The following is a 21,148-nucleotide window of genomic DNA, read 5'->3' as shown; positions in this document are numbered from 1 at the left end:
GGGCCACGCCCGATCGAGCACCGCTGCGCTCTCCGCACGCGGACAGGCCCCCTGAGCCAGCGCCGCAGCCGCAGAGCCCCAGGCCTCGACGACGAGGCGCTCGGCCGGACGCCGAGCGAGCGAGTCGGCCCGTCCCGAGAGTCGGCCCACCCCGAGACCGGCAAACCACCCTCCCCGCGCCTCACGCCGGTTCGACGCGGCTCGCCCGGCGCTTGCATGAAGCCAGGACCACCTGTGACCGCGGAGCACGCCGCGCGCCCCGCGCCCCGCGCGTCCGCTCGCGGCGCGCAGCACGCGGCGCAGAGAGGCGCCAAGGAGGGGGTGGGGCATGCGTGAAAAGTTCCGGAATGCGGTGGTCGTGATCACGGGCGCTTCGAGCGGCATCGGCCGCGCGACAGCGCTGGAGTTCGCCAGGCGCGGGGCCGCGGTGACGCTGACGGCCAGGCGCGAGCAGCCGCTGCGCGAGCTCGCCGCCGAGTGCGAGCAGGCAGGGGGCAAGGCCCTCGTCGTGCCCGCGGACGTGACGAACGAGGCGGCGGTCCTGGAGGTCGCGCGGCGCACCACCGAGGCCTTCGGCCGCATCGACGTGTGGGTCAACAACGCGGCGGTGACGCTCTTCGGTCTGTTCGAGCAGACGCCCTCCGAGCCGTTCCGACGCGTCATCGAGACCAACCTGTTCGGCTACGTCCACGGCGCCCGCGCCGCGCTGGCCCAGTTCCGGCGGCAGGGCAACGGCGTGCTCATCAACGTCACCTCGATGGTGTCCAGGCTCTCGGAGCCCTACGTCAGCGCCTACGTCGCCTCGAAGCACGCGATCCGCGGGCTCACGCAGAGCCTCCGGCAGGAGCTCGAGGTGCTCCGGGCCCGCGATATCCACATTGCCACCGTCATGCCCGCGACGATCGACACACCCCTCTTCCAGCACGCAGGCAACTACACGGGGCGCGCGCCCAGGGCCATGCCTCCTGTCTATCCACCTGAACGCGTGGCGCGCGCCATCGTTCGTCTTGCACGAACACCCCGGCGTGAAGTCTTCGTGGGCAGCGCGGCCCGACAGCTCGCGTTGCTTTCCTTCCTGGCGCCGGGCCTCGCCGAGCGCCTGCTCGCGCGGAGCGTCGACAGGCTGCACCTGCAGCACGACCGGACGGCCTACGCGACGAATGGCAACCTGTTCGTGCCGCTGCCCGAAGGGACCGACGCGAGCGGCGGATGGAAGCCGCGCGGGCAGAGGCGGGTCCTGCGCGCCGCGCTCGTCGCATTGGCTGCCCTCGCGCCAGCCGTGCTGGGCCTGCTGTGGCTGCGCCCGAGGCTCCTCGCGTCGAGGTGACAGCACACGCCACATCCTGAAGCCGTTTCCTGAAGCCGTGGTCCGCCTGTCGCAAAAAGACACACTCGCAGCGTCGACCGCCGCGGCTGGGCTCGCGAACTCCACGAAATCTGCTCTGGCCTCGGTTGCGGAGCGGGGCGCCGGCTCTAGGGTGGGTCGGAGGAGGGGGAGGCGGCGTGACGAGCTCGACGATACCAATCGACCAACCGTTGAGGGCAGCATGAAGGAAAGAAAGAGGCTTGCAGGTAAGCGAATCGCGGCGCTCGTGGCGGACGGCTTCGAGCAGATCGAGCTGACCGTGCCGATGAGGGCGCTCCGCGCCGCGGGCGCGAAGGTGGATGTCGTCTCGCTCCGCCACGGCAAGATCCGCGGGATGAACCTCCACGAGCCTGGCAGCAGGGTGCGCGTGGACCGGACGCTGGGCGAGGCGGATCCGACCGAGTACGACGGCCTGCTCGTGCCGGGAGGGTTCATCAATCCGGATCTGCTCCGGCAGAGCGAGGAGGCGCGCCAGTTCGTGCGCGCGTTCGACGTTGCCCGCAAGCCGATCGCGACCATCTGCCACGGCCCGTGGGTGCTCGCGTCGGCGGAGCTCGTGAGCGGGAGGCAGCTCGCTTCCTGGCCCGGCATCCGCGACGACATCGTGCACGCGGGCGGCGTCTGGCGCGACGAGGAGGTGGTGCGGGACGGCAACTGGCTCTCGAGCCGCGGGCCGCAGGATCTGCCCGCGTTCGTGCGCGAGATGCTCGATCTGTTCACCGAGACGACGCCCATCCACGCGGCGGCGTCGCCGCTCGCCGCCCAGTCGTCCCCGGCGCGGACGTCGCCGCCGCTGGCGGCGCTCAGCGCGACGGCGTTCCTGCCGGCGCCGGCGCCTTCCACGGCGCGGCGGCTCCTGAGCGGCGTGGCCACGCTCGCGGTGGGCGGGCTGGCGGTGGCGGCGCTGCGGCGGGCGCTCGCCTAGGGCGGATTGCTCGGCGGAGACGCGAGCGAATCCCCGCTCGACATTCATGACATCCGACGGATACGGGCCGACCGTGCGGACGCTCTCCGGCCTGTATGTCCTGAGCTCCCGGTGGCCGAGAGCGGGAGCGACCCCAGCCGCACCTGCGCCGTGTGTGCAGCATGCGCACGGACGCGGCGCGCCGACCACCTTCCGCCTCGCGCACGTCGCCTTCCGCTCGAGGCCATGCCTGGACGGTCCCGCCGGAAGTACACCGCTGTCCAACCTTTGCCGAGCCGCTCACCCTGAGTGTCGCTCGACGGATCGACGCGACGGGAAAGAGCCCAGGCAAGCGCCGCACGGAGAAGTTCCGCCTCTCCGTCCACGGAGTGGATTACCATGGCCATCCCTATGGCCGAGAGCAGCTACGTGTTTGCTGGTTCGGAACGTGCGCGAGAGCTCGAGCGCCTGCAGCGGATCGAGAGCTTCTTCGACCCCGGGACCCGGCGCCTCCTCAAGGCGGCCGGGATGGGCCCCGGCTGGAGCTGCCTCGAAGTGGGGGCCGGCGCCGGGTCGATCGCCGCCTGGATGGCAGAGCGCGTGGGCCACGAGGGCGAGGTGCTCGCGGTCGACCTCGACGTCGGGTTCCTGGACACGGCGCGGCTGCCCGGCGTCCGGATCATCGAGGGCGATATACGCCAGCTCAACTTCCACGCTGCCCGGTTCGACCTGGTGCACGCGCGCTACGTGCTCGTCCACAACGCGGACTTCCAGGTGATCCTCGACGCCATGCTGGCGGCGCTGAAGCCCGGCGGTCGCCTCGTCCTCGAGGAGCCCGACTTCACCGCGGCGAGGGGCGCATCCGGCGCGGATATCGACGCCTTCGACCGGGTCAACCAGTCGATCCTCGCGATGTACGAGGCCGGCGGCAAGGACCCGGGGCTGGGCTTGCGCCTGCCCGCGATCCTGACGTCGCGCGGCCTCGCCATCGAGGCAGTCGAGAACGAGGTGCCGCTGTGCCCGGGCGGCCACCCGCTCTCCGAGATCATGAGCCTCTCGGCCGCTCTGCTCCAGGACAGGTACCTCGAGACGGGGCGGATCAGCGAAGAAGATCTCGCCGGCTATGCCCGGTTTGCGTCCGATCCGGCGGCGTGGGGGATCTACTACGGCACCGTCGGCGTCGTGGCCCGCAAGCCGGCCAGGGCCGCAGACTGACGCTGCGCCCGGGCCGCCGGGAGCGCGATTCCCCGCTTCGGGCACGTCCTCCAGCAAAGCGATGATGTCCTTCCTGCCGCCTCCGTCGCGCGCCCACACGGCAGCACGCCAGCCCTCCTGGCGCGCGGCGGCCTGGCCCCTGCCGGCCCTCCCCTGAGCGCGCCGGCGCCGCCGCCGGGACGGCGCGCGTCCGTTCATCGACGTCAGGATGTGGCACCTGCGCGCTGGTCCGTCGCGCGGCGCCGAGGATTCAACCGATCCTGTGCGCTGGTGAGCATTCTCCGATCGATGAAATCGGAGCTTGCGTCTCACGGCGCCGGTTCAAGATACATGACGGGGCGGGCCAGGCATCACCGCCAAGCGCTTCAGCGCCGGACCCGCTTCCGTCATTGACATGGGGGAGTTATGAGCATTCGAATCGATTCTCTTCGTTTTGCATGGATCGCAGCCCTGGCGCTCGCGGGAGCCAGCGCCTGCTCCGTCACGGCGGAAGACGGTGTTCTCGCGGCAGCGGACGAGGACTCCTCGGGAGAGGCGGTCGACTCCGCCGCGCAGGCCTTCACGCTCTCGAGCCCCGAGCTCGCCGCGGTGCTCGCCGCCTTTCACACGGCCGAGATCCAGGAGTCGCAGCTGGCCCTGGCTCGCGCGACAGACCCGCACGTCCTCGAGTTCGCCCAGGAGCTGCTCGACTACCACGTGCTCGCGAGCCAGCAGCTCCTGGCCACGCTCGGACAGACAGGCGAGCAGCCGCTGGACAACCAGACCAGCCTGGCGCTGATCGAGCAGAGCGCGGCCGACCTGCAGCTCCTCAAGGGGCTCACGGGGCCCACGTTCGACTGGACGTACGTCGAGGTTCAGATCTACCGGCACCGGGAGATCCTCGGCCATCTCCAGGAGCAGATCGCGGTTGTCGGGCCAGAGCCGCGGCCGGGGGTCAGTCACCTCATTTCGGAGGTCCGGACCGCCACGTCGCGGCACCTCGCGTTCGCCAACTCGCTCCCAGCGCTCATCGGCAGCCCGTTCGTCCCGGAGGGTGGCTATCCGCCGGCCACGCCGTATTACGGCCCTCGCCCGCCCTACTACGGCGGGAGCTCGCCCTACTACGGCCCGAGCTCGCCCTACGGCGCGGGCTACTCCGGGCCGAACGGGCCTTACTCGCCCGCTCGCCCGCCCTACTTCGGGTATCCCGGGCGCAGCGCGTCCTTCGGCCCCGGCGCGAGCGACCCGCGCGCGCCCTTCGGGAGCCGTCGCCCGTGAGCCTGGCCAGGTAGGGAGCGGGCCCCGCGCTCGCCCGCGCCGCGGCGCCTGCCCTCGATGGAGCGCGGGCGCCGCGGCGCTCCCGCCGCGTGAGCGGGGGCAGCCGCGGCGTCGGCAGGAGCAGGGGCGGCTGGCGTGACGCCGAGCGGAGGCGGCGCGGCGCGCTACAGCCGGCGCCGCGCGCGGCCGCGATCCGGGATGACGCCGTGGATCTCCGCCTCGCCGAAGCCAGCCGCCTTGTAGAGGCGCTTCAGGTGCACGAGCTCGATGTGCGCGCTCTTCGCCACCGCCGCGCGAATGCGATCGAGCACGCTCAGCCGCTCGAGCGGGAGCCGGGTCGCCTCGACCGTCGAGCGCAGCGCCGCGGCGGCCGATTTCACCTCGGCCGCCGCCGCCTGCGCCTTGTCGAGGCTGAGCTTCGGGTGGATCCCCGAGCCGAGCAGCTGCGCGAGCACCTCCAGCCGATCGGGCTGCCCCGTGATGTCGCCGTCCTCGTGGTCGGCGAAATAGGCCACGCCGCCGGGGAACAGGATCGACAGCGCCGGATCTGCGGGGGGGCGCCCGACGGCGTTCCAGACGTCGTCGGCCACCTTGCCGAGCGCGTCGTCGGCGCGCGCGGACTCGGCCTCGACCTTGGCGAGCAGCGGCTCCGCCTCGGACCGCGCGGCGTTGCGCTGGGCCTCCACCCCGTCGAAGAGCGTCAGCACGGGCACGAGCCGCTGCTCGGCGAGCTCCCGGAGGGACCCGCCCTTCGCAGAAGCGCTGTGGAGCGTCGCGCGCACGTCACCGATGATGTCGTCCGCTGGCGCATCCTTGCGAATCACCTCGCCCATGATGTCGATCCTCCTCTGGCCTCACGTGGCTCCAAGGCTGCGGGAGTCCCGGCGAAACACGACCCCGCGAACGCCCCCCGTCGGCGCTGTCACCTCGGGCACCATAACGGAGCATCGCCCGCGCGATCAACCGGATCGCAGCGCGGCGTCGTCGGCCGGGCGTGAGCCTCCGGAGCGCGGCGCTGGTACACTCGCCCCGTGCACCTCGGCTCGCTGCTGCTCCCGGCCCTGCTCGCTCTCCCGCTCACCGCGCACGGCGGACAGAGCAGCGGCGATCTGGTCGCCGCCGCCGCCGCAGCGGGTCGGCCGCCGGAGTGCTCGGCGCGCTCCAGCCGGGCCATTGCCCGAGGGCCGTCGATCTGGGAGCGCGCGCGCGCGCCGGAGCTGCCGCGCTACTGCGATCTCCTCGCGCGCGGCCAGGCGCAGCTCGGCGACAACCCCGAGGCGGCGCGCGAGTCGGCGCGCGTCGCCGACCAGATCCTCCCGGGGCACGCCGCGCCGCAGGTCCTGCTCGCGCGTGCCGCCCTCGCGCTCGGCTCGGCCGAGGACGCCGCGCGCGCGTTCGACCGGGCGCGGCGCATCGACCCCCGCAGCGTCGAGGATCCACACACATTGCACGACCTCGCCCGGTCGCTCGCCCGCACCGGCAAGCGCGACGAGGCGATCGCGATGTACCGCGCGCTCGTGCCGCGGATCGACCTGCTCGGCACCGCGGATCACCGCGCGCTCGTGCTGCTCGAGGCAGCGCACCTGTCGATGGCCGCAGCGGGCGCGCCGACGGCCGCAGCGGGCGCGCCGACGGCCGCAGCGGGCGCGCCGACGGCCGCAGCGGGCGCGCCGACGGCCGCAGCGGGCGCGCCGACGGCCGCAGCGGGCGCACGCGCCGACCTCGACGAGGCGATCGCCTACCTGCGCGAGGCGCGCCAGCGCACGCAGACGCAGCTCGCCCGCGACGTCACGCTCTCGCTCGCGCTCGCGCTGGACCGCGCCGGCGACAAGGCGCAGGCCGACGCCGCGCTCGAGGGCGAGGCGGCCGGGGCCGCGCCGGAGGCCGCGCGCACGCGCGCCGAGGCGGCCGCGGCGCGCGCCCGGGCCGCCGACCAGCACGCCGGAGCGGCCGCGCGCGAGCACGCCGCCGACCACCTCGCCAGCGCGGCGGCGCGCCTGCGCACCGTCGACTACCTCGCGGTCCCGGAGGACCGGCTCGCCCTGGAGGCGCTCGCGCTGGAGCGGACCACGGCGGCGGCGGCGATCGCGCGCTGGGAGGCGTACCTGGCGGGCGCCGGCGGCCAGGGCCCGTGGGCCGCGCCGGCACGCGCGCGCCTCGACGCGCTCCGCAGGGGCGCTGGCGGAGGACCGCGGCCCGCGCGCGCCGCCGCGGCGGCGCCGGCCGCGGGCGCCCCGCGTTCGCGCGCCGCGTCGCCCGCGCCCGGACCGGGCGCAGGAGGGGCGCCGTGAGCCGGCGAGCGCGTCGGCGCTCGCCGGCTCACGGCGCCGCGGCGCTCCTCGCGCTGGCGCTCGCGGCGACGCGCGCCCCCAGCCCCGCCGCCGCGACGCCGACCGTCTGGTCCCGCGCGCTGGATCCCGCGGCCGACGAGCGCGCGGCGCTCATCTCCCAGGCGGACGGGCTCCTCGTCCGGTACGAGCGGCTCCGGCGCACGCCGCTCCTCGAGCGGGTCGAGGAGATCGGCCCGCTCTGGCTGCGCGAGGCGCGCACGCTGTACGAGCGCGCCGGCGCGGCGACCTCGCGCGAGCCCGCGGTGCGGCTCCGCTACGCCGACATCCTGGAGCACCTCGGCGACGTGCAGGGCGCCGCGGCGTCGCTCGAGGGGCTCCTGCGCCTCCATCCGCCGCCGCCTTCCCGGGCCGACGCGTGGCACGCGCTCGCGGTCTGCTACGCGCGGCTCGGCAGGTACACCGACGAGATCAAGGCGTACGACGAGGCGCTCGCGCTCGAGCCCCACGCGGCCTCGCGGGCGCTGCTGCTGGCCAACCAGGCCGAGGCGTACATGGCGCTCGGCGACATCACCGCCGCGGTCGAGGGGTACCGGAGCGCGCTGGCGACGCTCGGGTCGCTCGACATGTTCCGCTACGGCGTGACGACGCTCTGGGGGCTCGCGGTGGCGCTCGACCGGTCAGGCGACCCGGAGGGCGCGTTCGCGCACATCCAGCTCGCGAGGACCTACGACCGCAGCGACCAGCAGATCACCGGAGAGGGCTGGTTCTACGTGCCCGCCCACGACGAGGCCTGGTACGCCGCGCTCGGGTACTGGGCCGCGGCGCGGAGCGCCGAGCTCGGCGCCGCGCGCGCGGAGGCGTATCTGCAGGCCGTGGCCGCGTGGGAGTCGTACATCGCGCGCGCCCCCGCGAACGACCACTGGCTGCCGCTGGCAAGGGCGCGGCGCGCGCAGTGCGAGAGGGAGCGGGACCAGACCCTGAAGCGCCTGCGAAAGCCCGCTCCCTCGGCGCCGCAGCGGCGCTGAGCCCATCCCACCCGCCGACCGCCACGCGCGGCGGGCTATCCCACCTCGCATCAGGTTGCGCCCGGATCTCCTTCCGGTGCGCTCCGATCCCACGCCGCGCCACGGCGAGGACGCCCTTTACGACCCAGCCCGGCGGGTTCACCTTACCTATCGTGGTCGCTCTCGCGCGCGGGGGCGGCGACGGACAGCTCACCCCGAACGGAGATCCGTCGAGATGCGCGACTCGGTGTTCAATGAGACCGTGCTCTGGTCCGGACGTCCCAAGGTCGTCGCGACGCCCCTCCTCTACGTCGTGGGCGCGACGGTCTGCGGCGTGACCTCCGCGATCAGCACCGCGTCGGCCATCGTCGTGAGCAAGGCCCTGGGCGCGTCGCCGACCCAGCTGCTCGCCTTCGCGGCCTGGATGGCGAGCCTCGCGGTGGCGTTCAGCTACCTGCCCCGCTGGTGGCGCTCGGAGCTCGAGTACATGCTCACCGACAAGCACATCGTGGTGCAGCGCGGGAAGCTCCGGCGCTCGATCGAGCGGCGGTCGATCAGCTATGCGCGCATCCACTGGCACCCGAAGCACCCCGGCGTCGGCGACCTCGAGCTCGTGCGCGCGGTCCCGACCGGCGCCCTCCGGCGGCGGCTGTCGATCATGCTGAACGGCGTCGTCGCCCCGGATCGCGTGTGGGCCATCCTGCGGGGCGTCGTCCCGTCGGCGCCCGCGGGCGACGGCCACCGGCTGCTCTCGCAGCGCCTCGACGAGGGCGAGCGCGTGCTCTGGTCGGCGCACCCGGCCGACGGCTGGCACAAGTGGCTCCCGAGCGGCCTGCGCGCCATCGGCTCCGTGCTGCTCGGCGTGCTCCTCGGCGCCTTCGCGGTGGTCACGGCGGTGCACGCGGTGCGGAGCATCCGCATCGTGACCGCGGCGGGCCTGGATCCGGAGAGCGTGTCCTTCGTGGCGCTCGTCGCCTCGCTGTCGCTCACGATCGTGCTGCTCGTCGCCGCGGGCGCGGCGATGCTCTACGTGTCCGTGGTGCGCCCCGCGCGGCTCGCGGCGCGCACGCGGTACCTCATCACCGACCGGCGCGTGCTCATCCAGCGCGGCGACGAGGAGCTGCACCTCGATCGCTCGCGCATCGTCGACGTGATCGACGCGCCGGGGGCCGGCGGCCTCAGGGACGTGTTCCTCGTGCTCGACGGCCCCCGCGCCCGCGCGGTCGCCGCGAGCGGCGCCTTCGGCGAGGCCCCGGGTACCGGCCTCCAGCCGGTGCTGCAGCGGGTCACCGACGTCGAGTCCATCCGCCAGATCCTGAGGCCCGCGTAGGCTGGCGTCCGAGAGGTTCATCTCTGGATCCGCATATCGCTCCAGCGGGTCGACGCACCGCGTCGCATGCCGCTGCCGCGGGGTGAGCCGTCCGGACGCCTACTTACACCGATTCGCCGCTCCGCGCTCGCATGTCCCGCACCTGCGGCGATGCACGCTTCTTCGTCCTCCGGCGCCTCCACGGCCTGCAGGATCTCCACCTCGCCTGCGCTCCACGACGGTGCTCACCGCGATCGTCTCTCGCTCCGACGGAGCCCCATGACGTGCTTTCTTGCCGACGGCTGGCCGTTGGCCGATGAACCCGGGAGACCGTTGCTCGTTCAGGAAGAGACGGACAGCGTTCGGTGATGTCGCACCGTCCGCCGTCGGGTGTCGCTGGCCTTGATGAGATGATCGAGACATTCCATCCCAGGACAGCCGCATCCACTCAGCCCTGCGCGTGCCCGACCAGCGTTGACGCGAGTCGCCGACCCGTGCGTTCATTCACGCGAGGGAGGCCGCGATGGCGCCGTTTTTGCGAGGTGTTGCGCGGGCGCTGATCCCGCTGGCGATGTTCATGCTGTGCGTGCTGGCGCAGGCGGGGTGCTCATGCACACCCGAGCTCCCGCCGATTCGTCCTCACCGCACCATCGCCTGTCGGACGCGAGATGCGAGCGACCCGCCGGTGGCCCGCGGCGTACCGGTGGTGAAGACCGTCGCTGTCGGCGCGATCCCGGGGACCTTCGCTGTCACGAGCACGGGAGAGGCGGTCTACGAGTTGCCGCTCGTCTCCGTCCCTGGGCGCGCGGGCGTGGCGCCGCGGCTCGCGCTTCACTACGACAGCGCCGCGGGCGAAGGCGTCCTCGGGGCGGGGTTCTCCGTCGCCGGGCTGTCCGCGATCACGCGGTGTCCAAAGAATCTCGCGCAGGACGGGGAGATCCGGGGCGTGGCTTACGACGGGGACGACGGGCTGTGCCTCGACGGCAAACGGCTTGTCGCGGTGAGCCGAGCGCCGGGGACCATCGAGTACAGGACAATCCCCGACACGATGGTCAAGGTGATCGGGTATCACGCTCCGGAGCGGGGTGCGCCCGCGGAGGCGCTCTCCTTCGAGGCGATGATGCCGTCCGGGCTCGTCATCGAGTACGGGCGCGGCGACAGCGGCAAGCCGCTCGCGCCCGGCGGCGCCCCGCGCGCGTGGCTCGCGACCAGGACGCGAGACGGCCGCGGCAACGCCATGACCTACGAGTACTGCTTCGCCGGGGCCGAGGAGGGCTTCACGGCGGAGTACGCGCTCGACCAGATCCGGTACACGAGCTTCGAGGGAGAGCCGGCGCTCGAGCCCTCGCGCGCGGTGCGGTTCGTGTACGCGACGAAGGAGCCGGCCGAGGTCCGGACGCACTACGCGGGCGGCATGGCGCTCCAGAGCGCGCTGCGCCTCGACGAGATCCAGATGCTCGGCGCGGACGATGCGCTGGTGCGGCGCTACGGGTTCACGTACGAGGTCAGCGAGTCGACGCGGCGGACGCTCCTGACCGCGGTCGAGGAGTGCGCGGCGGACGGCGTGTGCAAGCCGCCCACGCGGTTTCAGTACAGCCGCGGTGAGGCGGGCTTTCAGAGGATTGCGACGGACGTCGCCAGGCCCACCTCCAGGCGGGCCAGCCCGATGCTCTTCGATATCGATGGCGACGGGCTCGACGACCTCGTGCTGCCGGACACGCACCCGGCGCTCAGCACGCCTCGGAATCCCGTGACGAGCTGGCTCGTCGCGCGCAATCAAGGGTCGAGCGGGTCGGAGGCTCACCTCGCGCCTGCGACCCTGGCGCTGTTCGAGGACTGGCCGGTGGTCGCCGATCCGCCCGAGCCCGCCGATCCGACGGTCCTTCAGCCGGAGCTCGGGACGGCCTTGGATTACGACCAGGATGGCCGGATGGACGTCTTGCTCCACGACGTCCATGACGCCAGCGACACCTGGCTTGTGCTGCTCGCCCGGCCCGATCGAACCTTCGAGGTCCACGACACCCGCATCCGCCGGCCGTTCCCGCTCCGCGTCCCACCGCCTGGGTTGAGCATGCCCGAGGGCGCCATGCACCTCGCCGACGTCGACGGCGACGGCGTGCCCGACCTGATCCAGTGCGACGATCACAGCCGCACGCTGACCCTGAACCCGCTCGAGGCAACGTGGGTCGTCCACCGCTGGAGGCCCGAGCGCGACGGGACGCCGGCGGGATTTGACCAGGAAGCGGAGTCGCTCGAGCCCCTCAACGGGTTTCCCTGCGAGATGGAGATCCAGACGCTCGACCTCAACGCCGACGGCAAGGTCGATCTCGTCGTGGCGACCGTGCTGACGTTCAGCGATGGCACGATGCTCCCTGCGTCGACCTACGCCGCGCTCACCCGCCGGCGCGACGGGAGCTGGGAGGTGTTCGAAACCGGGCTCCCCCAGCCCGCTCCCGGCGGCCGCACCGTGTTCCTCGACGTCAACGGCGATGGCCTGCCCGACGCCGTGCAATCCGGCTTCAGCCATCGCGGGCTCCGCACGCACCTCAACACGGGGGCGACCTTCGACGCGCCGGCGGTCGACAGCCTCGGCCCGGTGGGCCTCGGCGATCAGGACACGTTCTTCCGGCTCGCCACACCGCTGGACTACGACGGCGACGGGCTTCAGGACCTGTTGATGCCGGTGCCGCCGGGCACGCTGCCGGGCTCATCCCTCTCGCTGCCCTCCTGGGCCGTCCTGCAGGCGACGGGCGCGCGCGACGGGCCGACGTTCGCGCTCGTCGATCCGGAGATCCCGTTCGAGGCCGCGGTCGGCGAGGCCGTCACGCTCGCCGAGCCGCACGGGCCACGGATCGGGGATCTCAACGGCGACGGGGCCCAGGACGTGGTCTTGCCGATCGGCGGCGTGTTCACGATCTTCCAGAACCTCGCGGCCGATCGGGATCTCCTCGTCGCCGTCTCCGACGGGATGAACGCGCACGAGCCGAGCGATGCGGGCTTCGTGCCGAACGTGAGCGTCTCCTACGACCACCTGACCGACGGCGCGATCACGAACGACATCGCCGCCGGAGCGCCGGAGCGGGAGAGCATGCTCTACCTCTCTCGTGACGACGCGGCGAACGGCTGCGCTTACCCGCGCCGCTGCGCGGTGGGGCCCCGGCGGGTCGTCAGCGCCTACGCCCTCAACAACGGCGCGGACCGGCCACGGCGCTTCGAGGTCCGCTACCGCGACGGGCGCTACCACCGGCTCGGGCGGGGGTTTCTCGGCTTCGGGGAGCGCGTCATCCTGGATCTCGACACCCGCGCCGGGACGGCCGAGCGCCACGACAACGTCACGTACGACGGCGAGCTCGAGGTCTTCCCGTTCGCGGGGCACGTGGCGCAGCAGTGGCGCTGGGCTCCGGGGCTGCCGGGCCAGCCCAGGCCGGACCAGATCGAGCTCTCATTCCTCGATGTGACGCGGGCGGTGGTTCCGACGAGCGACGGTGCGAGCTACTTCACGCTCCCGACCGAGCGCCGGATCCGGCGGGCGCAGGGGGTGTATCCGCCAGCGGGCGGCGAGGCGACCACGGTGGAGGCGTACGTCGCGCAGGTCGCGTCGGGCGGCGAGCGCGGCGGCGAGGCGACGATCCTGCGCGACACGGTGGCGAAGGTGACGGACTTCGATGCGTTCGGTAACGTGCGCGCCGAGGAGGTCTCGACCCGCGGCGTGGACCTGACGCTCGACGTCACGCGCACCTTCAAGAACGACACCGAGCGGTGGATCCTCGGCCAGATCAAGACCGAGGAGGAGTGCAGCACGGCCGCGGGGCTCTCGCAGTGCCGCCTGCTCACGCGCACGACGACGGTCCATGGCGAGATCGAGACCGAGGCGCTCGACAGCGCCGACGGGATCCCGGACACGGAGCTCGATGTGGTGGTCGCGCGGGACGACTTCGGGAACGTCACGGGGGTGACGGCGGACGACGCGTTCGGCCACCACCGGTCGTGGAGCACGACGTACGACCCCGAGGGGATCTTCCCCGAGACGCACGTCAATCCGGCCGGCCACACCACGGGCGTCACGTTCGACGACGGGCTCGGCGTGCTCCTCAAGCAGGTCGATCCGAGCGGGCTCGTGACCGAGTGGAGGCACGACGGCTTCGGCCGGCTCGGGCTCGAGCTCCGGCCCGACGGGACGCAGACGGCGATCGCGCTGTCGCGCACCAGGGACGGCGGCCCGGACCGGGACGCCTGGCGCGTGGTGCAGCGGACCACGACGACCGGCGGCGCCGACGATACGGTCGAATACGACAGCCTCGGCCGGCCGATCCGGTGGTTCTGGTACGGGCCCTCCGTGGAAGGCGCCACGGTCGAGCCGCGGCGCTTGATGCAAGAGATCGCGTACGACACGCGCGGCGAGCACATCGCGCGGCGCTCGGTGCCGGTGAGCGAGGGCACGCCGGAAGACGACCTCCGGGCCGACGTCTACGAGCACGACGCGGTAGGGCGCGAGGTGCGGCACACGACGCCGTGGGGTGCGGTCGTGGAGACCGGCCACGATGGCCTGCGCGTCGAGGTCACCGATGCGCTGGGTCACGTGACCGTAATCGAGCACGACCCGCTGGGACGACCGGTGACGGTCACCGACGCGGCGATGGGGGTCACGCGCTACAAGCATGGCCCGTTCGGCGCGCTGTACACGGTCACCGATCCGGGCGGCGCGGTCACGCGGACGAGGCGCGACGCGTTCGGGCGCGTGCGGCAGCTCGACCATCCCGATCGGGGCACGACGGTCTTCACCAACGATGGCTTCGGGGAGCTCGTCTCGTCGACCGACGCGCTCGGACGGGTGATGAAGATCGCCTACGACGACCTCGGGCGCACCACCTCGCGCGTGGACGAGGACGGCGCCGAGCGGCTGACGACCACGTGGACATGGGACACCGCGGCGCACGGGCTCGGCAAGCTCCACGTGCTGGAGAGCCCCGACGCGGAGAAGACGTACGGCTACACCGAGCGCGGCAAGCTCGAGACGGTGACGCTCCGCATCGACGGTGAGCGCGCGGCGCTGGCGAGCAGGCTCGACTACGACGAGCTCGGCCGTGTCGAGACGATCACCTACCCCACGCCCGCCGGCGCGGCGCCGTTCGTGGTGGCCCACGACCGCGACGCGCACGGCCACGTGCTCGCCGTGCGCGACAGCGCCACCCGAGCGCCGTACTGGCGCTTGACGGACGTGGACAGCGCGGGCCGCTTCCGCGAGGAGAGGTTCGGAAGCGACGTCGTCACCGAGCGCGGCTACTACCCGGACAAGCAGCGGCTGAAGAGCGTCGTCACCCGGAGCGGCGCGGCGGTGGTGCAGGACCTGGACTACGGCTACGACGCGCGGCTCAGCCTCACGCGCCGCACCGATGCGCTGCAGCCGCAGCACCGGAGCGAGCGCTTCCGCTACGACCCGCTCGAGCGGCTGACGTGCGCGTACTTCAGCGACGTCGAGAGCGCGACGGCGCCGTGCGCGCTCCGCTACGACCACGACCCGAACGGCAATCTCACCTTCACGTCGGACGCCGGCACGCTCTCGTACGACGACCCGCTGCATCCGCACGCCGTCACCGGCGCGGGCGCCGAAAGCTTCGGCTACGACGCGGTCGGCAACCAGATCGCGCGTCCGGGCGGCGTGACGGTGAGCTACACGCCGTTCGACCTGCCGGCGACGATCACGCGGGGTGCGAGCACCGTCTCGTTCGCCTACGACGGCGACCAGCAGCGGATCCGCAAGACCACGCCGGACGAGGAGACGCTCTACTTCGGCGACCTCTACGAGCGGGTCACCGAGTTGGCGACGGGAACGGTGGAGCATCGCTACAACGTCCACTCGCCGGAGCGGGTGGTGGCCGTCGTGACCCGCGGAGGCGCCGAGCCAGGCACGCGCTACGTGCACGTCGACCACCTCGGCTCGATCGACGCGCTCACCGGCGAGGACGGCGATGTGACCGAGCGGCGGAGCTACGATCCCTTCGGCCAGCGCAGGAACTCCGTGTGGGGGCAGCCTGTGCCGGCGTCGTTCTCCAGCGGGACGACGCGCGGGTTCACCGGGCACGAGGGCGACGAGGAGCTCGGGCTCGTGAACATGCGGGGCAGGATGTACGACCCCAGGATCGGGCGGTTCTTGACGACCGATCCGCTCGTGCAAGCGCCGCTCTCGGGCCAGAGCTGGAACCCGTACAGCTACGTGCGCAACAGTCCGCTCAACCACGTGGATCCGAGCGGGTTTCAGGCAGAGCCCGAAGGGCCTGGAGGGTCGCAAGCCCCAGGGTTGCTCGAGGACGACGGAGTCACTCCATCCCCGAACCACCTTCAGGTCACTGTCAGAGGGCCTCCGCCCCCGTGGCGCACGCGCGAGGCCGAAGCCGCGGAGGTCGGAGCGACGACGGCGCCTGTCGACGTGGGAACGACCGGAACCGCGTCGGGGTATGTGCCGCAGCCGGTGACCGTCTCGCCGGAGCACGCCGGCGCAGGCGGCCCGGGTACCGTCGTCGGGCAGACCTTGCTGGGCGCCGCCGAGGGCACGCGCGACGTCGGGGTGGGCATCGCGCGGACGCTGGTGCTCAACGCGCTGACGTTCGGGATCTACAGCGGTTACGAGCTCGGCGGCGCGATCCTGGAGGGATACGAGGAGGGTGGGGTCCTCGGCGCGTTGAACGCCGTGAACCCGCTCTACCACATCGGGCGAGGCGGCGCGGACACGGCGCTCGCGATCGACAGAGGGGATTACCGGGAAGCGGGCGCGGCGGGGACCAAGTCGATGATCCTCGCGGCGGCCACCGTCTTCGGGATGGGGAAAGGGCTGGGGGCGCTCGCGGAGGAGTCGGCGGCGGCGGTGGGTGCCGTAAGGGGAGCACCAACGGCATATTCGACAGCCTTTGAGGCGAGGCTGTCGCCGACGTCATACCCGGGCGTCTCTCGAGCGAGGCACTTCCAAGAAGCAAACGAGCAGCTACTGCGCATCATGGAGACCAGCCCTGAGTTTGCCGCACGGGCGCGTAGCCTCGAGATCAACTTGGAGCGCACCGCAACCGGAGTTGCGCCTAGAATGCCGCCAGCTGGGTGGACGTGGCATCACGAGTTGGAACCGGGGGTGATGCGTCTTGTTCCTCGTTCCCAGCACACGGCAGGAAGCCCACACTGGAACGTGCTTCACCCAAATGGTCGTGGCGGCTGGTTCATCTGGGGAGAAAAATGAAACCAATGAAGCTAGTTGACATAGTGGCCCAAATAACCATCACAGACAACGATTTAACCATTTACGCATCAAAACCATGGACATGCGATTCACCCGCCGTCTTGACACGAGAGCCGGCAGAAGGCGACTGCCCAACGGAAGCCAAATCGTGCGACGCCGAGTACATGATCGAAGTGTTCATTGCGAAGGAATTTCTCGAGGATTGGCTTGCGCACGAGAATCGAACGGTATCAACACGAGAGCAATGCGAGCGGCTCATTCACTATGCCACCTACGACGCATAAAGTCGCAGTGGGTCGCCCAAGCTGCTTCGGCAAGGTGTGGCGGCCGACGCAGCTGCCATGCTCTCCCGCGCCAAGTACGGCCGCACGAGCCACGATGCCCGGTGGCATGAGCGTACGCTACACGCCGTTCGACCTGCCGGAGACGATCACGCAGCGTGCGAGCACCGTCTCGTTCGCCTACGACGGCGACCAGCAGCGCATCCGCAAGATGGCGCCGGACGAGAAGCAGACATTGTTGGCATAGGGGCGTGTATCGGGAACCAGTGCCGTGGTCTACCCGATGGCACACGGATCAGAATCATCGTGGAGTAGGCCATGGCAGCCTTCAGTTTAGAAGTATCGTATTCGCAGATTTCAGTGTTCCAATCATGCCTGAAGGACCCATTCAACGACTGGACGAACAGGCACGCTGCACAGGGATTTTCATGGAGACCAGGCAGCGTATCCTTCCGTACTCTCGATACCGAGGGGCCCATCTCCGTCATCGTAAAAAAAGACACGGCGCTTGACGTCTCACCGTCGGCGATCAGAGCAGTCCAGGTGCCATTTCATGTTCCAAACGGCGTTGGCGTGGAGGTGGGCACCATCATCGAAACGGTCGAAATTGACCTGGATCCGGGAGACTACACGCTGCTTTTTGAGCACGGTCGGGACAATGATTCGGGGATGTGGGGCATGCTTCGTTTCGTACCGGGAACCACGGCCCCCTGGATTCTTCGTAGTGATGGGGAGCTTTCTCCAGGGGAGGAACTTCTGATGGACGCGCAAGCAGCGGCGCCGTAACTCCCACTCGGCCGGGAAGACGAGGCACGCGCCCGGATGTATAACTAGTGCGTTTATTGCGGGCTGCTTCCGGTGCCGCGCAGCGACTCTCACCATCAGGTAAGACATGGCACCATCTACCCGAGAGTCCTGGCGTGCTGCATCTGGTCCCGCGTGGGCAGCATACGGCGGGAAGCGGCTTCTACGAACTCATGCATCCCGACGGCAGGGGCGGGTTCTTTCTGTGGGCCAAGGAATTCTAACATGGCGAAGCTACTGGACCTGATCGCCGAGATCGATCAACTGGATCGTGAGGACGTGATCTGCGCCAAGCCGGAATGGCGCCCTAAATCAGAAGCGAGGGTCTTCCGACCAACTGAGGACTACCGCGTTCCTGACGAGGCAAAGACCCTTGGCTACGAGTATTTCCTCGAAGTCGATACCATTCGACAGATCCTCGAAGAATTCCGCGAGCGGCCAGACGCATCGATCAACGAAAAGTGCGAGCGAATCATCCACTACGCCACGTACGACGCATAGCGACGACCGTAGGCACCGTACGAAGCGAGCGACGAGCGTGAAGGTTCGAATTTCTCGGAGTGGGCGTGTCCTTACCCCGAGGAGACAGACAAGAACGCCACCGACAGGGGCACCGCTGTCATCAAGGTGTACGTGGAGCCCGACGGTTCCGCCCGCTGGGCGGCGGTCCTGTACGACTCTGGGTACGGCTTCGCGGCCACCGCAGCCCAGTGCGCCGTCAGGAGGCGTTACGTGCCGGCGAAAGACAGATCTGGAGCGCCGTTCGGTAGCTGGACGCCGCCGATCACCGTCAATTTCATCAGGGAACCGCCGGAGCCACGGACGAAGCCCCCGCCTCTCCCACGGCGAGCCGGCGCCCAGCCGCGTCGTGCGGCGCGAAGACGAGCGGCCCGGCGGAGTCCCGGCGCCTCGGGGAGGCCATGCCTGGCTGGCACCGTCGCAGGGCCTCAGCCGCGCGCGGGCAGGATTCATCCAGTCCGGCTGTACGAGCAACCCTGACCACGCCCGCGTGGGGGGACGCGCCCCGACTCGCAGCCCCGCGTGGGGGGACGCGCCCCGACTTGCAGCCCCGCGTGGGGGGACGCGCCTCGACTTGCAGCCCCGCGTGGGGGGACGCGCCTCGACTCGCAGCGCCGCGTGGGGGGACGCGCCTCGACTTGCAACGCCGCGTGGGGGGACGCGCCTCGACTCGCAGCGCCGCGCCGAGTACCTGCTGGGCGCTTGTCGAGGCATAGAGACCGCGGTACCCCGGCCCGATGGCTAAATCCGCATTTCTCGCCCGCCGGCTCACGCCGAGCGGGTGCATCATTGCAGGAACCAAGCTCGCCGCTCACCGGGAGGCGTTGAAGTCGAAGAAGATCAAACTGTCTGCCAAGGTCGACGCGGCGGTCCACTCCGTCATCGCGGCCACCGAGGCCATCGAGGCGCTCGGAAGCACCGACGCCACGATGATCGAGATCGACCGCGGCGCCGACCGGTGCATCGGCGCATTCAACAGCCTGCTCGATGGCATCGAGCGCGCGTTTGATCACGATGGCATCCTGCCGCTGGCCGAGGACGAGGCGGCACGCCGCAGCGATGCCCTGCTGGTGCGCTCCGAGGTGCTTTCATCGGGCATCGATTTCGTCCGGCTTGTCTACTCCCAGCAATGGGTGCGCATGAGCGCGATGATCAAGGCGCTCGATCGCAAGGACGTGAAGGCGGCGGTGGAGCGGCTCGGGCTCGCGACCGAGGCCAATCGCCTCCGGCGCTGGACCGATCTGTACGGCCAGAAGCTCGGCGTCACCGAGGCGAAGAGCGCGGATCCCGCCATCAAGTCGGTGGAAGCGTGGCACGAGGCCTACGGCACGCTCATGGTCCAGGTACACGCCGAATACGACGACGACAGGGACGAGACGCACGCGCTCCTCCGCGACCGGCTGCTCTCGCCGTACGAGGACGCGGCCGATGAAGTGCGCCGCGCCGAGCAGCGCGCCCGCACGGCCAGCGCCAAGAGAAAGGCGCAGGCAGAGCCCGAGCCCGAGCCGATCTGAACGCTCGCCGCGCCTGCGGACCCCAAGCGCCATCGAAGCGCCATCGACATCCCGCCCCGCACCAAGCCTCGAGACAGGCGCTGACGAAATCAGCAGGATATATCCTTCGGTGGCTGAGAAATCTCCTGGCGCCGCAGGAATGCCCGAAACACACGCCTGGCCAGCACCGTCACCCCGGCATCCCGGCGGTTGCCAGGGCTTCCACCGACAGCCCTGTTCTGGTACGTGCGGCCGTCGCCCGGAGGCCTGGCTCGGGCGTGCTCCGTCCGGTCTGAGGCTCGTCCAAGGAGATCCGCACCCGTGCGCAGGAACACCCGTCGCGGCATCGCTCTCCCGCTGTGCATCGCCCTGCTGTCCGGCGCTGCGGAGGGCCGCGCCGAGGCGCCGCGGGAAGCGGTCGCCCGGCTCATGGCGCAGGCGAACGCCGCCGCCCGCGAGGACCGTCTCGCCGACTCGCGCGACCTGTGGATGGCGGTCTTTCGGCTCGATCGCTCCCAGGTCGCCGCCTGCAACATCGGGGCGCTGTCGCTACGCCTCGGCGACGCGCCCGCCGCCGTGCGCTGGCTGTCGATCTGCATGGAGATCATGCGCGCCCCGAGGACCCGCGAGGAGCGCCAGCTCTACGAATCCCGGCTCAGCGACCTCGCCCGCGCGCGCCAGCTCACCGGCGAGCTCCACGTGATCGCGCCCGCGGGCGCGCGGATCACGATCGATGGCGCGCCCGCCGAGCTCGACGGCGGCAAGCCCGTCCCCGTCGCCCCTGGGCGCCACCTGGTACGCGCCGTGCTGAACGGCAGCATCTCGACCGCCGAGGTCGACGTGCCGCGCGGCGAGGCGCGGGAGGTGGTTCTCACCTTCCCCGCCCGGCCCACCGCCCCTGCCGTCCCATCCGCGGCCCTCCCTGCCCAGCCCGCAGGCCCACGTGCCGCACCTGTGCGCCCCGCCCCTCCTTCACCCCGGCCGCGGCCGGACCTCGTCGCCGGCGGCTTCGGGCTCTCCGCGACACTGGCGGCGATCGGCGGCGTGATGCTCGTCGGCGCGGAGAAGAAAGACGAGGCGGGCCACGCCGCCGCGCGCGCCGCGGGTCCAAACCGTTGCTTCCGGCTGACCCGGCCGATGTGCCAGGGGTCGGCCGCGGCCTACGACGACGCGCGCACCTACCGGGGCGTGGGGATCGCCGGCCTCATCACGGGCGGCGCCGTGCTGGCCGCCACGCTTGGCTACACCTTGTACTCGCGCGGCTCAGCCGAGATCTCGGTCACCGCGGGGGGACTCACGCTGACCAGCACCTTTTGATCTGACTCTCCCCCTCGGCGGTGCGCCCGATCGGACCGAGAGCCGCCGCGCCCGCGCGACGTTCTGGCGAAAACTTGCGTGACGCCCGCGGGCCGAGCGCGGCATACTGCGCACCTGAGACAACCCGGCAGACGACACCCTGGCGGATTGGGGCCGCCTTGAT

Annotated in this window: 14 protein-coding genes; 13 read left to right on the top strand and 1 reads right to left on the bottom strand. The window is 71.3% G+C overall.

Features of this window, described 5'->3' with window-relative positions:
• Positions 1 to 328 precede the first annotated feature (328 nt).
• From WME89_RS51790 to WME89_RS51775, 4 genes are all read left to right on the top strand, one after another.
• Positions 329 to 1,327: an SDR family oxidoreductase gene (locus WME89_RS51790; protein WP_438006881.1), complete on the top strand. Its 999-nt coding sequence runs from the start codon at positions 329 to 331 to the stop codon at positions 1,325 to 1,327.
• 220 nt (positions 1,328 to 1,547) lie between these two features.
• The gene (locus WME89_RS51785) at positions 1,548 to 2,291 is read left to right on the top strand and encodes a type 1 glutamine amidotransferase domain-containing protein (RefSeq protein ID WP_438006880.1); all 744 of its coding nucleotides are present in this window, start codon (positions 1,548 to 1,550) and stop codon (positions 2,289 to 2,291) included.
• A 378-nt stretch (positions 2,292 to 2,669) separates the two neighbouring features.
• The gene (locus WME89_RS51780) at positions 2,670 to 3,485 is read left to right on the top strand and encodes a methyltransferase domain-containing protein (RefSeq protein ID WP_438006879.1); all 816 of its coding nucleotides are present in this window, start codon (positions 2,670 to 2,672) and stop codon (positions 3,483 to 3,485) included.
• A 405-nt stretch (positions 3,486 to 3,890) separates the two neighbouring features.
• Entirely contained in the window at positions 3,891 to 4,742 is an 852-nt protein-coding gene (locus WME89_RS51775) for a DUF4142 domain-containing protein (protein ID WP_438006878.1), read from the top strand.
• 164 nt (positions 4,743 to 4,906) lie between these two features.
• Here WME89_RS51775 and WME89_RS51770 read toward each other — a convergent pair whose 3' ends face one another.
• A complete protein-coding gene (locus WME89_RS51770) occupies positions 4,907 to 5,575 on the bottom strand; it encodes a hypothetical protein (RefSeq protein ID WP_438006877.1) in 669 nt (222 codons plus the stop codon).
• Between the two features lie 198 nt (positions 5,576 to 5,773).
• Between WME89_RS51770 and WME89_RS51765 the strand changes: the two genes are divergently transcribed.
• The 9 genes from WME89_RS51765 to WME89_RS51725 all read left to right on the top strand — a co-directional run bounded on the left by WME89_RS51765 (position 5,774) and on the right by WME89_RS51725 (position 20,985).
• On the top strand, positions 5,774 to 7,033 hold the full coding sequence (locus WME89_RS51765) for a hypothetical protein (protein WP_438006876.1): 1,260 nt from the start codon (positions 5,774 to 5,776) through the stop codon (positions 7,031 to 7,033).
• Entirely contained in the window at positions 7,030 to 8,058 is a 1,029-nt protein-coding gene (locus tag WME89_RS51760) for a tetratricopeptide repeat protein (RefSeq protein ID WP_438006875.1), read from the top strand. The genes WME89_RS51765 and WME89_RS51760 overlap by 4 nt, the downstream gene beginning before the upstream one ends.
• Before the next feature lie 226 nt (positions 8,059 to 8,284).
• On the top strand, positions 8,285 to 9,367 hold the full coding sequence (locus WME89_RS51755; RefSeq protein ID WP_438006874.1) for a hypothetical protein: 1,083 nt from the start codon (positions 8,285 to 8,287) through the stop codon (positions 9,365 to 9,367).
• A 502-nt stretch (positions 9,368 to 9,869) separates the two neighbouring features.
• A complete protein-coding gene (locus WME89_RS51750; protein WP_438006873.1) occupies positions 9,870 to 16,571 on the top strand; it encodes an RHS repeat-associated core domain-containing protein in 6,702 nt (2,233 codons plus the stop codon).
• A gap of 390 nt (positions 16,572 to 16,961) precedes the next feature.
• Positions 16,962 to 17,099 (top strand): hypothetical protein, encoded by a 138-nt coding sequence (locus WME89_RS51745; RefSeq protein WP_438006872.1) that lies wholly within the window; start codon positions 16,962 to 16,964, stop codon positions 17,097 to 17,099.
• Between the two features lie 71 nt (positions 17,100 to 17,170).
• Complete coding sequence (gene comJ, locus WME89_RS51740) at positions 17,171 to 17,638, top strand: competence protein ComJ (protein WP_438006871.1); 468 nt, start codon at positions 17,171 to 17,173, stop codon at positions 17,636 to 17,638.
• A gap of 243 nt (positions 17,639 to 17,881) precedes the next feature.
• A complete protein-coding gene (locus tag WME89_RS51735) occupies positions 17,882 to 18,157 on the top strand; it encodes a DUF7716 domain-containing protein (protein WP_438006870.1) in 276 nt (91 codons plus the stop codon).
• A 755-nt stretch (positions 18,158 to 18,912) separates the two neighbouring features.
• Positions 18,913 to 19,689, top strand: a complete 777-nt coding sequence (locus WME89_RS51730; RefSeq protein WP_438006869.1) for a phosphoenolpyruvate--protein phosphotransferase — start codon at positions 18,913 to 18,915, stop codon at positions 19,687 to 19,689.
• 300 nt (positions 19,690 to 19,989) lie between these two features.
• Positions 19,990 to 20,985: a hypothetical protein gene (locus WME89_RS51725; protein WP_438006868.1), complete on the top strand. Its 996-nt coding sequence runs from the start codon at positions 19,990 to 19,992 to the stop codon at positions 20,983 to 20,985.
• Positions 20,986 to 21,148: the final 163 nt, after the last annotated feature.

Origin of the sequence: Sorangium sp. So ce321 (genome assembly GCF_051530195.1) — a bacterium.
In the GTDB taxonomy this organism is placed as follows: domain Bacteria; phylum Myxococcota_A; class Polyangia; order Polyangiales; family Polyangiaceae; genus Sorangium.
Note: the sequence above shows the minus strand (reverse complement) of the source record. Positions and strands in the feature narration are given on the sequence as shown.